10 protein-coding genes and 1 pseudogene are annotated in these 15,405 nt (G+C 72.1%); 5 read left to right on the top strand and 6 right to left on the bottom strand.

The window, feature by feature from the left end; translation table 11 throughout:
- Positions 1 to 2: 2 nt before the first annotated feature.
- Positions 3 to 1,376, bottom strand: a complete 1,374-nt coding sequence (gene eccD, locus ACGFIG_RS14835; RefSeq protein WP_393002983.1) for a type VII secretion integral membrane protein EccD — start codon at positions 1,374 to 1,376, stop codon at positions 3 to 5.
- Positions 1,377 to 1,441: 65 nt separating this feature from the next.
- Between eccD and eccCa the strand changes: the two genes are divergently transcribed.
- From eccCa to ACGFIG_RS14820, 3 genes are read left to right on the top strand one after another with little or no spacing between them, the layout of a single operon-like run.
- A complete protein-coding gene (gene eccCa / locus ACGFIG_RS14830; protein WP_393002981.1) occupies positions 1,442 to 5,395 on the top strand; it encodes a type VII secretion protein EccCa in 3,954 nt (1,317 codons plus the stop codon).
- Between the two features lie 48 nt (positions 5,396 to 5,443).
- Positions 5,444 to 7,270, top strand: a complete 1,827-nt coding sequence (locus ACGFIG_RS14825; protein WP_393002979.1) for a hypothetical protein — start codon at positions 5,444 to 5,446, stop codon at positions 7,268 to 7,270.
- Positions 7,263 to 9,251, top strand: coding sequence for a hypothetical protein (locus ACGFIG_RS14820; RefSeq protein ID WP_393002977.1), 1,989 nt, complete (start codon positions 7,263 to 7,265; stop codon positions 9,249 to 9,251). The genes ACGFIG_RS14825 and ACGFIG_RS14820 overlap by 8 nt, the downstream gene beginning before the upstream one ends.
- A gap of 102 nt (positions 9,252 to 9,353) precedes the next feature.
- On the opposite strand, the gene ACGFIG_RS14815 is transcribed toward ACGFIG_RS14820, so the two are convergent.
- Positions 9,354 to 11,009 carry a right-handed parallel beta-helix repeat-containing protein gene (locus ACGFIG_RS14815; protein WP_393002975.1) on the bottom strand — a complete coding sequence of 552 codons (1,656 nt, stop codon included), beginning with the start codon at positions 11,007 to 11,009 and terminating at the stop codon, positions 9,354 to 9,356.
- Entirely contained in the window at positions 11,006 to 11,398 is a 393-nt protein-coding gene (locus ACGFIG_RS14810) for a hypothetical protein (protein WP_393002973.1), read from the bottom strand. Before ACGFIG_RS14810 ends, ACGFIG_RS14815 begins: the two co-directional genes overlap by 4 nt.
- A gap of 25 nt (positions 11,399 to 11,423) precedes the next feature.
- Here ACGFIG_RS14810 and ACGFIG_RS14805 point away from each other — a divergent pair, with 25 nt between their 5' ends.
- Positions 11,424 to 11,750 (top strand): hypothetical protein, encoded by a 327-nt coding sequence (locus ACGFIG_RS14805; protein WP_393002971.1) that lies wholly within the window; start codon positions 11,424 to 11,426, stop codon positions 11,748 to 11,750.
- Positions 11,751 to 11,865: 115 nt separating this feature from the next.
- Here ACGFIG_RS14805 and ACGFIG_RS14800 read toward each other — a convergent pair whose 3' ends face one another.
- Both ACGFIG_RS14800 and ACGFIG_RS14795 read right to left on the bottom strand, forming a co-directional pair.
- Complete coding sequence (locus tag ACGFIG_RS14800) at positions 11,866 to 12,615, bottom strand: LamG domain-containing protein (RefSeq protein WP_393002969.1); 750 nt, start codon at positions 12,613 to 12,615, stop codon at positions 11,866 to 11,868.
- A 58-nt stretch (positions 12,616 to 12,673) separates the two neighbouring features.
- Positions 12,674 to 13,300 (bottom strand): fibronectin type III domain-containing protein, encoded by a 627-nt coding sequence (locus tag ACGFIG_RS14795; protein WP_393002967.1) that lies wholly within the window; start codon positions 13,298 to 13,300, stop codon positions 12,674 to 12,676.
- Between the two features lie 358 nt (positions 13,301 to 13,658).
- Between ACGFIG_RS14795 and ACGFIG_RS14790 the strand changes: the two genes are divergently transcribed.
- Complete coding sequence (locus tag ACGFIG_RS14790; RefSeq protein WP_393002965.1) at positions 13,659 to 15,035, top strand: FAD-dependent oxidoreductase; 1,377 nt, start codon at positions 13,659 to 13,661, stop codon at positions 15,033 to 15,035.
- 145 nt (positions 15,036 to 15,180) lie between these two features.
- Here ACGFIG_RS14790 and ACGFIG_RS14785 read toward each other — a convergent pair.
- A pseudogene (locus ACGFIG_RS14785) lies at positions 15,181 to 15,405 on the bottom strand (N-acetylmuramoyl-L-alanine amidase); the annotation flags it as partial.

The following is a 15,405-nucleotide window of genomic DNA, read 5'->3' as shown; positions in this document are numbered from 1 at the left end:
CGTCAGCCTCCCAGGCCGCGGAAGTAGCCGAACAGCCCGAGCACGAGCGCCACCAGCACGGGCACCGCCGCGGTGAGCACCATCGACATGATGTCGGCGAGTCGACCCAGCCGGGGCGGCGCCGGTCGCCGGGACAACCGCAGCCCGAGCGCCAGCGACACCAGCGCGACCCCGATCAGGCCGGCCACGAGCGCAGCCGCCGCCATCGGCGTACGCGTCGGGCCGGTCCACGCGTACCAGGCCAGGCTGAGCGCCCCGACGATCGCGGCGCCGATCAGCGGGGCGCGGTGCCGCACGGCCGCGAACGCGCGCGCCCGCAGCGCGCAGGCCACCGTCATCGCGCCCACCAGCAGCAGGCCGCCGACGGTGTGCGCGCGGGTCAGGAGTACGAGGCTGACGCCCGTGGCCACCATGGTGCCGAACAGCAGGCCGGTCAGGAGGCTGTCGGCCCGGCGCACCGCCGCCTTCAGCTCACCGGCCGCAGGGGGCGGGCCCTCGGCCGCACCGGTGATGGAGGGGACCGCCGGCGCCGGAACGCCCCCGATCGACATGGCCAGGCGCGGCAGCGCGAAGAGCCCGATCACGACCAGCCCGCCGACGACCGCGGCGGCGCCCTCCACGGTGGTGAGCCCGGTCGCCGCCAGCACGGCAATCCCGCCCAGGCCGCTCGCGAGGGCGGCTCCGGTCACGAACGGCACTGACGGGAGCAGCAGTTGACCGGCGAGTGAGACGAGCAGCAGGGCGGCGGCGGCACCGGCGACCGGCCACGGGCGCAGCTGGACGGCCTCGCCCTCCGTGCCCGTCAGCAGGGCCCCGACCGCCGCGTAGAGCAGGGCGGCGGCCCCGGTGAGCTGGGCGGTGGCGTGGTCGCGCGCGACGCGGTCGGCGAAGATCGCCGTGAGCAGCAGCGTCGCCGCCCCGGCGAGGGTCAGCGCGCCGGCCTGCCACGAGGCCGGGCCGGTGAGCAGCAGCACGGCGCCGGCCGCGAGCACCGCCGTGGCGACCGCGCGCCCCGCCCACCGGGTCGACTGCGCGCTCCACTGCGCCCCGAGGCCGGTGGCCTCGTCCGCGATGGCCTCCGCGACGTCGTCGAACGCCGGTTCGGGCCAGGTCGCGTCATGGGGGGAGAGGACGAGCGTCTCGCCGTCGAGTACGTTCTGCATGGCCAACGAATGGGCGTTGTCCAGTCGCTGGCCGTCGATCCGACGGAGGACCCAGCCGCCCCGCTCGACACCGTCCTCACCGAGTGCCGGCCCGGCGTGCCGCAGCAAGGTGGGCATGATCCTGGCGAGCGCGACGTGCTCCGGAACGGTCACTTCCATGCGGCGGTTCGGTGCGATGACGACGATTCGCGCCAGTCCCGTCTGCTGCTGCACTCGTCAGCCTCCCTTGTCGGATCCACAGTAGACAAGATCGTGATCGCCGTCACTACTATGTGTCGGTGGCGACGATCATCCGCAGACGACGGGCCCGACGTGCAGCTCCGCCCTTCCCGGCCGGCGACATCGTGCTGGAGCCGCCCGCGGAGATTCCCGATCCCGAGGGCGGCCTCGCCGGGCGTCTGATCATGATCCTGCCGATGGTGGCCGGAGCCGCCGCGATGATGCTCCTCTTCGCCGGAAACTCGGGCGGACTGCTGCGCATCATCACCGGAGGGCTGCTCGGGATCGCGATGCTCGGCATGGTCGGCACCCAGCTGACCCGGTCGTCCGGCGGCGGCAAGGCGCAGATGAACCAGCTGCGCCGCAGCTACCTGTTCGAACTGGCCGGGGTACGACGTACCGTCCGCAACGCCGTCCGGGTCCAACGCACGGCCGAGTACTACCGGCACGTCGCCCCGGGCATGCTCTGGTCGATGGTGGACACCAGCCGGCTGTGGGAGCGGCTCCCCGCCGACTCGGACTTCGGTCAGATCCGCATCGGGTTGGGCCCGCGCGAGTTGACCGCGCCGCTGGTGGCGCCGCCGTTCGTGCCGGTCGAGAAGGCCGAGCCGGTCAGCGCGGGCGCGCTACGTCGGTTCCTGACGACCTACCGGCAGGTGGAGGACCTGCCGGTGGTGGTGGCGCTCGACGGGTTCGCCACCATCCACCTCTGCGGCGACCCGGACAGGGCCCGCTCGGTGGCCCGGGCCATGATGGCGCAGGCGGCCTTCGGTCACGCCCCGAACGACATGATGGTCGCGGTCTGCTCGGCCGAGGACCGGCGCTACCTGTGGGAGTGGTGCAAGTGGCTCCCGCACGCGGCCCACCCGTCGCAGACCGACGCGCTGGGCCCGCTGCGCCTGATCAACACCTCGGTGGTGGGCCTCGAGGCGATGGTCGAGGAACTGCTGGTGGCCCGGCCGCGGTTCAACCCGTCGGCCAGCGAGGTCAGCTTCGAGGGGCCGCATCTGCTCGCCGTCATCGACGGAGCGGAGACCGCCGGCTCCGACCACCTCGCCACCGACACGGGCCTCGAGGGCGTCACGGTCGTACACGTCTGTGGTGAACCGCCACGCCACCCGGACCGCACCTGCCTCGTGCTCGACATGGGCGAGGACGGCACCATGACCGCGACCACCCACGGCAGCAGCCAGGTGCTGGGCCGGGGAGACGAGATGCCGCTGGTGCTGGCGGAGAGTCTGGCCCAGCAGCTAGCCCCGCTGCGGCTCGCCCAGGCCGGGACGGGCGAGCAGGCCATGAACTACACCCACGAACTCACCGACCTGCTGGAGCTCGACGAGCCGGAGCAGATCGACCTGTCGCGCACCTGGCAGCCGCGACCGAACCGGCAGCGGCTCCGCGTACCCATCGGTGTCATGCCGGACGGGGAGCGCCTCGAGCTGGACCTGAAGGAAGCGGCCCAGGACGGCATGGGCCCGCACGGCCTGCTCGTGGGCGCGACCGGCTCGGGCAAGTCGGAGCTGCTGCGCACCCTCGTCCTGGCGCTCTCCGTGACCCACTCGCCGGAGGCGCTCAACTTCGTCCTGGTCGACTTCAAGGGCGGCGCGACCTTCACCAAGCTGGACAGGCTGCCCCACACCAGCGCGGTCATCACCAACCTCGCCGACGAGCTGCCACTGGTCGACCGGATGGCGGACGCGATCAACGGCGAGCTGGTACGCCGCCAGGAGCTGCTGCGCCGCGCCGGCAACTACGCGTCGCTGCGGGACTACGAACGGGCGCGCGCCGCCGGTGCGCCACTCGACCCGGTGCCCAGCCTGCTGATCATCTGCGACGAGTTCAGCGAGCTGCTCTCCGTAAAGCCCGACTTCATCGACATGTTCGTGCAGATCGGGCGGGTCGGCCGTTCACTCGGGGTGCACCTGCTGCTGGCCAGCCAGCGCCTGGAGGAGGGCCGGCTGCGCGGCCTGGACACCCACCTGTCGTACCGCATCGGTCTGCGCACGTTCTCCCCGATGGAGAGCCGGGCGGTGCTCGGCGTCACCGACGCCTACGAGCTTCCACGTGCCCCGGGACACGGCTTCCTCAAGTACGGCAGCGAGTCGTTGCAGCGCTTCCGCGCCGCGTACGTCTCCGGCGTGTACCGGCGGGCGACCGCCGCCCCCACGCAGGTGGAGGACTTCCCCGTCTCCGTGTTCACGTCCGGCTACGTGGCCGGCCCGGTCGCCCAGGCCGTCACCGACGCGGAACTGGGGGAGGAGGCCGAGGAACCCGCCGACGAGGCGACCGGCGATACGCTGCTCGACCTCATCACCGAACGCCTCGTCGGTCAGGGGGTGCCCGCCCACCAGGTGTGGCTGCCCCCGCTCAGCGAGTCGGACACCATCGAGGACACGCTCGGCGGCCTGGTCACCGACCCCGAGCTGGGCCTGACCACGGCGGACGCCGCACTGCGGGGCACGCTCGACGCGGTGGTCGGTGTCGTCGACCGCCCCTTCGACCAGCGGTCGGACCCGCTGCGGCTGCCGCTGGCCGGCTCGGCCGGGCACGTCGCCGTCATCGGCGCGCCGCAGTCCGGGAAGAGCACCCTGCTGCGCACCCTGGTGCTGGGTCTCGCGCTCACCCACACCCCGGAGCAGGTGCAGTTCGCCTGCCTCGACTTCGGCGGCGGTGGCCTCACCGCCCTCACCGAGCTGCCACACGTGTCGGCCGTCGCGACCCGCCGCGAGTCCGACCTGGTGCGGCGCGTCGTCGCGGAGGTGACCCACCTGATCGCCGAACGGGAGCAGCTCTTCCTCGACCACCGCGTCGACTCGATCGCCGCCTTCCGCCGGCGGGCGGCGGAAGGCGAGTTCGGACCGGCCCGGCGCGCCGACGTCATGCTGGTGATCGACGGCATGCTGACGCTGCGCAACGAGTTCGAGGACCTGGAGGCGAGCGTCATCGACGTGGCCAACCGGGGCCTCGCCTACGGAGTCCACCTCGTGGTCGCCGGCAGCCGGTGGTTCGACCTGCGACCCGCCATCCGGGACGCCTTCGGCAGCCGGCTGGAGCTGCGCCTGGGCGATCCGTCCGACTCCACCATCGGACGGCGGGCGGCGGCGAACGTGCCCGTCCAGGCCCCGGGGCGGGGCATCACCCCCGACGCGTACCAGTTCCTGTCCAGCCGGCCGCAGCTCAACTCGGCCGCCTCCGCCGACAACGCCGTCAGCGAGGCGGCCGCGGCCGTACGCGCCGCCTGGCCGGGCCGGACGGCGCCGCCGGTGCGCCTGCTGCCCAGGGAGGTCACCTACGCCGCGGTGGCCGGCATGAGCGACCGGCCAGGTCTGCCGATCGGTCTCGCCGAGGCCGATCTCGGCCCCGTCCACCTCGACCCCGACGCGGACCCGCACGTCGTCGTCTTCGGCGACACCGAGTGCGGCAAGTCGTCGTTCCTGCGCATGCTGGCGGCCAGCGTCGCGGACCGGCACACACCTGAACAGGCCCGCATCATCGCCATCGACTACCGGCGCAGCCTGCTCGGCGCGCTGCCCGAGCAGCACCTCATCGACTACGCCACCACCGCCGAACAGGGACTGGCGCTGCTCAAGGAGGCAGCCGTCGCCCTGCGCGAACGGCTGCCCGACTCGGACGTACGCCCCGACCAGCTGCGCGCGCGCAGCTGGTGGACGGGCGCCGAGCTGTACGTCCTCGTCGACGACTACGACCTGGTCGCCGGGGACGGCAACCCGCTGATGGCGCTGCACAGCCTGATACCGCAGTCCCGCGAGGTGGGGCTGCACCTCGTGATCGCCCGCCGCAGCGGTGGCGCCTCCCGGGCCATGTACGACCCGATCCTCAGTCGGCTGCGTGACCTCAACGCGCCAGGGCTGGTCATGTCTGGCGACCGCAACGAGGGACCGCTGCTCGGCAACGTACGCCCGAGCGCCCTGCCGCCGGGACGGGGCTGGCTGGTGACGCGCAAGGAGGGCGTCCGGCTGGTCCAACTGGCCTGGTTGGACAGTCAGGTGTGACGGCGCGGGGTAGCCGGGGCAGGGTGGCCATCAGTACGCTCATGAGTCGTGGGCGATGGTGATCTGCTCCAGGCCGAGCTCGCCGGGCTGCGGACGTTCGCCGACACCGCCGCCGGCACCGGTGCGGCCTTCACCGACGACGCGCGACGACAACTCGGTGGCATCGCCGACACCACCGCGCTGCTCGGGCAGCCGGCGGGCTTCCGCGAGATGCGCTGGTTCGCCCGCGTGGCCGACACCGACCTCGACGCGCTGCGCGCGTTCGCGGAAGAGTTCACCGACGGTCTCGCCAGCACCGCCCGCGGCGCGGACCTCGCCCACCGGTGGTACACGAGGATGGAGGGGCGCTCCACCCAGCAGCTCGACCGGATCGAGGACGCCCTGGCCACGGGCGACCTTCCCGGCCCGTCCTACGACGATGGCACCTCAGCACCCGCCGGCCCGGTTACCGGGCCGGTCGCATACGGCTACGACCTGCCCGGCGTGCAGCGCACCAACTGGGCGGCGCTCGACGCCGACCAGATCGCCACCCTGGTGCTCGGGGTGCGACCGGAGGTCGCCGACGCGCTCGCGACGCAGTGGCAGGTCATCGCCGAGTCGATCGGAGCGGCCGGGGTGACGCTGAAGGCCCAGGCCGACCCCCTGCACTGGTACGGCCAGGGCGGGCGGGAGTTCCGCCGCAACGTCAACCTGACGGTCGCCTCGGCCAGAGCCTGGCGCGACAGCGCCGCCAACCGGGCCGCCGACTACGACGACGCCCGGCGGGTGATCCTCGACGCCCAGCGCGAGCTACGCGCGATCGTGTCGCAACGTGAGGGGCAACTGGGCAACCTGCGGCTCGATCTGGCGGTCGCCATCTCCCCGCTCGGGCAGGCGGGTGTCCAGGCACAGATCGCCGGCGCCGAGCGGGCCGCGACCGAGGCGGCCAGAGCCGTCGCCACGCGGCTCAGCACGACGCTGGCCGCCATCGTGGACGGATGGCGGCCGGCCGCCCCGTACCGTGGATTGCTCGGTCTCGCCCCGGGTGCCGCTGGCGCACCGCTGGTGGACGGTCCCGCCACGCTGATGTCGCCCGCAGCCGGGCCGGCGCTACCCCCCGGCTTCGGGCCCGACCCGGGGCCGACGGAAGCCGGTCCCCAGCCCGGTCCCCAGCCCGGTCCGGGTCCCGCCGGGTCCGCCGGGCCGGGCAGCGTTCCCGGCGGGCAGCCGCCGGGCATGCTTCCGCCGGGCGCGTTCACCGGGCCGGGCACGCCCGGTCAGACCGTCCTGCCGCCCGCGCTCCGCGCTCCCCGGGTGCCGCCGATGCCAAGCGGTCTTCCCGCCGGCACGACGCCCGGCGGCCTGCTCGGGCCGGGCGGCGTGCTGCGGCCCGGCCTGAGCGGCGTGGGACCGGGAGGCATCGGCGGTCCCGGATCCGGGCGGGGGGTGCCGGCGCTCGGCCGTTCACCCGATCGGAACCCGCCGGTACACCACCTCGCCCCGGACAGCCCCGACGTCCGGGAGCCCACCCTCGGCGCGCGGACGCCGCAACTACCCACGGCACGGGAGAACGAGGCGTTCATGCCGATGATGCCCGGCCTCCTGGGCAGGCCGGTGCCGGAGCCGGCGGGACCACAACGCCCATCGGCATACCGGAACCGCACCGCGACTTCCGCCGAGGGCAACCTCTCCGGGCGCGCGGCCAGTGCGCAGACCTCGGTGGCTAGCCGTCCGGACGATCGACCCGGCGTGCTGCGGTCACGTCCCAGCCGGCGTGAGGATGCGAAGGCGGCACCCCCTGCGCTTCCCGCCCCGACCGTGCCGGCCCTTGCTCGCGTGGTGGAAGACAGTCGGCCTGCCAACCCCGCACCCCAGGAAGGCGGCACCCATGGCTGACCCCGTCTCGTTGAAGGCGCAGATAGCGGACATGCGTCATGTCGCCGCCACCATCGGCCGGGCAGCTACCGAGTTCATCGAGGAAACGGACGACATACTCGGTTCCATGGGCGGTGCAAAGTTCACCGTCTTGAACACGGTGACGGGAGCACACCCGATTTCCGAAGTGGGTCACTTCGTCGACTCGCTGAAGACCTGGCTGGGCGGGCCGGAAAATGGAATCGTTGGATATTTGTTTGTCGTGCGGTCTGCCCTCGAAGCCTACCGCCGAGCTGTCGATTTCGCGGCGGACTCCTATGCTTCCCAGGACGGATGGTCCCAGAACCAGCTCAGGAAGCTCGACGTCGACCTGCTGAGCAAAATGGGCATCACCGACATCTCGATGGACGAGAAGGATCCGGACTACACGAAAGAGGGGCTCTCCAGCAGCGGCGTCCAAGCGTTGGCGAAAAACAGCTCCTTCGAGCCCCGGGGGAAACTCGTCAGATCAAACTGGATGGGGGTCGACATCGAATCCATGTATCTGATGCTCACCTCTCCCCAACCGGAGCCGCTGCGGCGGGTGGCGAGCGGAATTGCCGAACTCGCCACGACGCTCAGAACCCACTCCGGCATCCTCGACCAGAGGGTCGACGACGTGGTGAGCCCCGACAGGTGGGACGGCAAGGCCGCCAAACGCTACGCCACGCTCGCTACCGAGACGTACCGGTCGTTGAATTCCTGGTCGGAGAACCTGGTCAGGCTGGCGCTGACCGTGGTGTACAGCGCCGACAAGCTCGCGGAGGCCAAACAGAACGCGCAGACGGTCTATGGCGAATATCGAGGCTACGTCGACTTGGCGACAAGAAACTACGATAAGTACTTCAGCAACATTAATGATTACAACGCATATGTAGCGCAGGTGAGGGATAACTACACCAAGACCATGCGGACGGTCGCTACGGATCTGACCGACACGTTCGAGGCGAGGTCGTCGTGGCACCTGCCGGGACCGTACGCAGGGCTGTGGATGCCGGGCACGACGGACCTGGCGGCTCCCGGGCCGGGTCCGGGGCCTGTCGGCGGGCCGGGAGGTGGGCCCGGTGGCGGTCCGGGAGGCGGCCCGGGCCCCGGGCCGAACGCGACCCCGAAGGGACCCGACACGGGGCTCGGGCCGCTCATCCTGCCGGACCAGGATCCGCCGAAGGACGACAAGAAGCCGACCAACCAGGACGACCCGAACAAGAGGCCGGACGGCGCGAACCCCAACAACCGTCCTGACGTGCCGACCCCGAGCCTGCCGGGGCCTGGCAACGCGGCGGGGCCCGGTGGGCTGCCGGGGCTGAACGACCTGCCAGGCTTGGACAACCTGCCGGGACTCGGAAACGCGCCAGGGTTGGGAGCCGACCCGGGACTCACCCCGGGGCTTCCGACCCTCCCCGTCCTCCCCGGCATCACACCGGGAGTACCCACCCTGCCCGGTGCTCGGCCCACTCTTCCTGGTGTGTCGCCGGTGGACACCCCTTCGGCCACCCCGCTGCCCGGCAACGGGGTCTCACTTCCCGGCCGTACCGGTGGAGGGCGGCTCGGCGGCGGGATCGGCGGTGACCCGGTGACCAGCCTGCCCGCCGCGAACGTCACCCCGTTGCCCCCCGCAGCCGTCACCCCCGTCTCCGCCGCCAGCATCGGCCCCGGTGGCGGCGGTGGCGGCGAGGGGAGCAACGGGGTGCCGATGATGCCGCCGATGATGGGTGGCATGCCGCCGGGCGCCGGGGGCGGCGGTGGTCAGGGTGGCGGCCCTCGGCCCGTACGCCGGGGTGGCCCACGGCTCGTCGACCCGGGCGCGGGCAGTGGCCCCGCCGCGCTCAGTGGCCGTAGCCGGGATCAGCGCCGCGACCAGCCGAAGGTCGTTTCGGTGGACACCGAGAGCTGGACCGTCGACCAGGAGCCGGTGCAGGCGCCGAGTAAGCCGCAGGCCCGCCCCATGCCGGGCGTCGGCTGAGCGCCGGCCGGTCCGACCTGCCGTTCCTCTACGCGGCACGGTGGCAAAGCACGACCCGGCCGCCGCGCCGTCCTGGACAGCGGGCGGCCGGCGCGTCGTGTCCTACGCGATGGCGGCGGCCAGGTCGTCGAGCAGCAGCAACTGCAGTTCGTCGGCGCTGGGGACCCGGCGTAGCTGCCGCAGCCGTTGCGCCTGCGCCTTGCGGATCCCGTCGAAGAGCTTGCGCGCCTCCCGGGCGTTGCCGAAGTTGCGGTCCTTGCCCATCGCGGCGAAGTAGCCGCCGATCGACGCGTGCAACTCGTCCGACAGCCGGTACTCGTGGGACTCGGCCATGGTGGCGAGGATGCTGACCAGCTCGTGCGGCGAGTAGTCCTCGAAGACGATCGTCTTGTTGAACCGGGACGCCAGGCCGGGGTTGGCGTCGAGGAACTCCACCATCTCACCGGTGTAGCCGGCGGCGATCACGGCGATCTCGTGCCGGTGATCCTCCATCAGCTTGACCAGCGTGTCGATCGCCTCCTGGCCGAAGTCGCCACCGGATCCGAACGACCGCGACAGCGTGTACGCCTCGTCGATGAAAAGCACGCCGCCGATGGCCTTCTCGAACGCCGCCGCCGTCTTCTCCGCCGTGTGCCCGAGATACTGCCCGACGAGGTCCCGGCGGGCCACCTCGACGAACTCGCCGCGTGGCAGGACGCCCAGGGAGGCGAGCAGTTGGCCGTAGATGCGGGCCACCGTGGTCTTGCCGGTGCCCGGGGAGCCCGCGAAGATCAGATGGTTCGTGGACGGGGCGACCGTCAGCCCGCCACGGCGCCGCCACTCGTTGACCTGCAGCTCGTCGATGATCCCGAGCACCTCGGCCTTGACGCCGGGCAGACCGACCAGCGCGTCGAGCTCGGCGAGCAGTTCCTCGGAACGCTTGGGGTCCTGGGCGCGCATCGCCACCGGCTCCACCCGGGCGGCCGGGCGACCGGCTTCCAGCATCTCGACGTTGCTGCCCGGGGCCAGCAGGATTCCGGGGGCGGCCGTCTGCTCGGTGGTACAGCCGGTGATCTGCCCGCCGCAGTCCGGCCCGACGCTGACGCCCACCCCGACCGTCTCGGAGATCCGGCACCGGCGGAGCACCACGCTGCTGGCCTGGACCACGGACACGCCGATGTCCCCGGTGCGGGAGACCGTGCAGTTCTCCAGGGTCGGGCGGGAGTAGTCGTACACGTAGATGCCCCGGTAGCCGGCATCGGTGACCAGGCAGTTGCGCAGGACCGGGTCCGCCGAGCGGATCAGGATGCCGTCGGAGACGATCTCCGACACGGTGCAGTTCGAGATCGAGCCGGCGCAGTCGTCGATCTGGATGCCCAGCCGCGCGCCGACCACGCGGCAGCCGTCCAGGTCGAACTCGGTGCGGGCACCGAGCTGGATGCCCGCGGCGGACGCCGCCGAGCATTCGCAGCCGACCATCGTCAACTTCGTGCCGGTCGCGCTGACGGCCGGGGCGTCCACACTGGTGATGCGCAGGTGGCGGAGTTCGACCGTGCCCCGCTCGCAGTGCACCGCCGGGCGCTGGGTGTCGGGCGCGAGCAGGGTCACGCTGTCGGCCTCGGCCGCCACGATGCTCAACGACCTGTCGGTGAGCACCAGGTTCTCGCGGTATTCGCCAGGCCCGACCACGACCTGGTCGCCCGGGCCGGCCGCCGCCACCGCGTCGCTGATCCGGGGGTACGCGCCCGCGTGGCTGGTCGACACGAACAAGGTCGTCATGGTTTCGCCGTCCCGAATCGAGTGGTGCAGACCTGCACCGAAGAAGCAACCTGGTCAACCGAGAGCACAGCCACCACGACGAAACAGTAGTCCACCTCAGGATTGACCGCGTTGATGCGTACCGACGTCGCGCCCTTGGGCGCCTCGGCCAGGGTCGTCGGTGGCAGGCCGACCGGGCCGCCGATGACGTAGAAGGGCGCCTTGCCTGCGCTGCGGTCGGCGAAGGTGAGGGTGACGGTCACCCGTTCGTCCTGCATGTTGGTGACCACCGGCGCGGATTCGGCCAGTTGGGCGGCGTCCGGCAGCGACGACGGGCCCGGCGAGCCGGATCCGGTCCCCACGACACCCCGGCTGAGGGCCACGCCAGCCACGAGCAGCGCGACCACCACCGCGCCGACGAGTAGCCAGCGCCGGATGTGCGACACCGACGTCGCCGCGCCGCGGCCGGCTGGCGCGGCTGGCGAGGACTCCGTTGGTGGGTCCGCCGGTGCCGCCGGGCTCTCGACCGCGGGTGACTCCGCCCGCGCCGGTCGGCCGGGCGCCTGCTTGTCGGGGGAACGGGTCGCCGACACGGTTGACGTCGCCGGCGTCGCCGGCGTGGCCGGCGTCCGGGCGGGCCGCTCCGGGGCGGCGGCATCAGGTGACCGCGAGGTCGTGAGCCGGGCCGACACCGGCAGCAGCTGCCCGCAGCTCGGGTTCATGCAGTACGAACTGTCCCCGTGCTCGTCATGCCCGCACTGACGGCAGGTCACCTTCCGCATGCCGATGATTGTGGCACGGAGGACCATCGGAAGGGATCACGCGAGCCGTTGCCACGGCCCGGCTCGAGGCCACAATCGTCCACTTACGACAGCCGTCACGGGTTCGGTGGGGCCTTGAAGAGTTCCACGACCTCGTCGGGCCGCAGGGCCCGCGTCCACAGCCGGACACCGTCGATGTCGCCGCGCAGGTAGTTGCCCGGCTCGCCGTTCCACTTGGCCCGCCCGATCGTGAACGGACCGGCCGCCCGCCACGGCTTGCCGATGGTCCGGGTGGTGCCCGCCACACCGTTGACGTAGACCTGGATCCGCTTCGTCTTCGCGTCGTAGGTCCCCACCAGATGCGTCCACTGCGTGGTCACCGGCTCGTCCGACGTGGCCGTGGCGTTGTCGACCGGATCGATGACGTCGGCCGCCATCCAGTTGAAGGCCCACTTGCGGTGGTACCAGCTGTATTGCAGGTAGAAGCCGCTGGCGTTGGTGCCGTCCTGCCCGACCGCCGCCATGGCCAGCTTGCCAGGGTGGGCGGCGAGCTTGACCCACGCCGACACCGAGTAGCTGGCCGTCGTGTCGACCATGGCACCGGCCGTCGCGCAGTACTCGTTGCTGCCGTTGAGGGTGACCACCGAGCCGCGGACCGGATCTGTGCGCCAGTCCATGCCGTTCTGGCACTCCGCGACGGCGACTGCGCGCTCGTCGACCGCGAGCTGCACCATGTCGGGAAGGTCGGGCAGCACCGGGGCGGCCGGCTCACGCGCAGGCGCCGGCCACAGCACCACCACCGCGGCGACGAGTACGGCCACACCTGCGCTGAGTCCGGCAAGGACCGTCACCGTTCGCGACTGCACGACTCTCCCGAGGCTCGATACTGCGGTTGTGGGCGCATCAGCGCGTCGACCTTGGTGCTCAACCGAGCGGGCCACGGACGGTGGCACCCCGGATGCAGCGGTAGTCGGACCAGGTGACCACGGCCGGGTCGTCCCAGAAGATCACGAGACCGGCCCGGAAGCAGTAGCCGGTGTCCGGGTCGAGACCGTCGACGCGGACCTCGCCCCGCTGAACGGTCACCGGTTCGACCCGGGAGCGCATCCCGCCGCCGGTGGCGAGGACCTGGACGAGACGTTGTTCGTCACCCTTGTCCGAATTGGCCCAGTGCAGGACGGCCGCGGTCCGCTCGTCGCGGACCTCGAGCCCGGTGGGCCGGGTCTGTTCCAGCACCTGAGCCACCAGCTCGGGGTTCATCGACGCGCTGGTGGCCCGGGGGACTTCCGTGACACCGTCATCGTCCTGCAGCAGCGCGACGACGCTGACGGTCAGCGCCGCGACGGTCACCAGCGCGGCGGCGAGCACGAACTGCCGTCGACCGGACCGCTGCCCGACCGGCGGCACGGTCACCGCCGCCGGGACGGGTTCGGCGGCCGGCTGGCGCGCTGTGTCGGCGGTCGGAGCGTCGCCCTCGCGTCGGGTCTGCCCGGCCGGGGCAGGGGCCTTCCGTTCTACTGTGGTCAGCAACGCGCCGCACGCGGGATTCATGCAGTATGAACTGTCGCCGTGCTGTGAGTGTCCACATGCGGCGCAGGCGGCATCGGCCATGGCGCCGATTCTGACACGGATCCCCGGATCCTGGCGGCCCGCCCGCGTCGGTCGCGCACCAGACCGCCCGCTTCGGTCGCGCACCGGGGCCGCCGGCTTCGGTCGTGCACTGGCCGCCCGCCCCGGCCGCGCGCCGGGACACCCGGCCGGCGGCCAGCCACGCCGTATCCGGAGAACCTCTGCTCAGGCGGGTGCCTGTGCGACGATCGTCCTGCGCGTCGACCGGTCCGGCCCGCCCTCGCACCGATCTCTGGCAGGAACGCGGAAGCCTCACACCTCGTACCCCTTGGAGAACATGATGCCCCTTTCCCCGGCCCGGGTCCTCGCCGCGCTGAACGCGGTGCGACCCCCCGACCGGACGTCCCCGGTCATCGGAAGGGCCGTCGTGGTCGGCGGCAGCGTCGCGGGGATGCTGGCGGCTCGCGTGCTGTCCGACTACGCGGAGAGCGTCCTCGTCGTCGACCGGGACGACCTGCAGGTGACCGGCGAGCGGCCGGGCGTGCCCCAGGGCACCCAACTGCACGCACTGCTGCCCGGCGGCTTCCTCCAACTCGAGCACCTGTTCCCCGGTTTCCGCGAGCAGGCCGTGGCCCAGGGCGCGATCGAGGCGCCACCGGCGGCGCGGCGCAGCTACCTCGACGGCCGCCGCAAGGTCGTCGTACCGGACGACGCCGACAGCCTCGCGGGCACCCGGCCCCTGCTGGAGGGGCTGATCCGTCAGCGGGTCCTGCGGCTGCCCAACGTCAAGACGGTCACCGCCCGCGCCACGGGTCTCGTGTGCGACGGCGCCGTGGTCACCGGGATCCGCTGCGACGTCGGCGGGATGGCCGGCGTCGAGTCGAGCGACCTCGTGGTGGACGCCATGGGGCGATCGAGCCGGCTCTCCGACTGGTTGGAGCAGGCCGGCTGGGAGCGGCCCGCCCTGCGGCGGATGACCGTCAACCTCAACTACGCGACCGCGCTGTTCCGCCGCCCGGAGACGGACCCGGAGGCCACGGTGGTCATGGCGTTGCACACCCCCGAGACCCGGTCGGACGTGGCCGGCGCCGCGTTCTTCGCCGTCGAGGACGGCCGGTGGATGGCCATGATGGCTGGCTACGAAGACAACCGTCCGGGGCGCACGGCCGACGACTTCCGACGCCGGCTGCGCGAGCAGTTCCCGCCGGAGTTCGGCGAGATCGCCGGGCACGAGATGCTCGGCGAGGTCCGGACCTACCGCCACGCCGACAGCCGGCGGCGGGACTTCCACGCGCTGCGGCGATTTCCGGCCGGGCTCGTCAGCGTCGGTGACGCGGTCGCGTCGTTCAACCCGGTGTACGGGCAGGGGATCACCGCGGCGGCCCTGCACGCGGCCTGCCTGTCGACGTACCTGCGGGAAGGCCCGGATCCGAGCCTTCCCGCACGTCGCTTCTTCGACCTGCAGAAGGTCGTGGTGGACGTCGCCTGGTCGATGTCGACCTCCGCCGACCTGGCGCAGCCCCACGTCGACGGGCCCTACCCGCGCGGCTACCGGCTCTCCAGTTGGTTCAGCAGGCGGATCGTGGAGGCGACCGTCACGGACGTGTCGACGGCGCGCCGCTTCAACGACGTCGTCTCCCTGCGCGTACACCCGAGGTCGCTGGCCACGCCCGCCGTGGTCCTGGGCGCCCTGCGCGCCAACCTGCGCGCCCGCTGACCCGGCCGACGGCCCCGCGCCGGACGTCCCCGCCGCCACGACCCGTTCCGGTGCGGCGGCGGGGACGTCCGGCGACCGACGCCTGGGCGCGGCCCACGGACCGGCGTGGACCAGGGCGTTGCTCAGCTCACCGATGCCCGACGTGTCAGAGGGTGGTTTCGCCGTTGAGGCCGAAGTAGTCGTGCCATTTGGTGCTGGGGTTGAAGGTGGTGCCGGTGGAGAGTCCTACGTAGACGTCGTTGGTGTTGCCTTTGGTGAAGACGATGATGTCGTCCTTGCCGTCGCCGTTGGCGTCGGCGAGGTAGGGGAATTCGCCGTTGAGGCAGAAGAAGTCGTTCCATTTGATGGTGGTGCCGGCGAATGATGTGCC

This window comes from Micromonospora sp. NPDC049048, from assembly GCF_043197615.1.
In the GTDB taxonomy this organism is placed as follows: domain Bacteria; phylum Actinomycetota; class Actinomycetes; order Mycobacteriales; family Micromonosporaceae; genus Micromonospora.
This window is presented reverse-complemented; position numbering and strand designations above follow the sequence as displayed.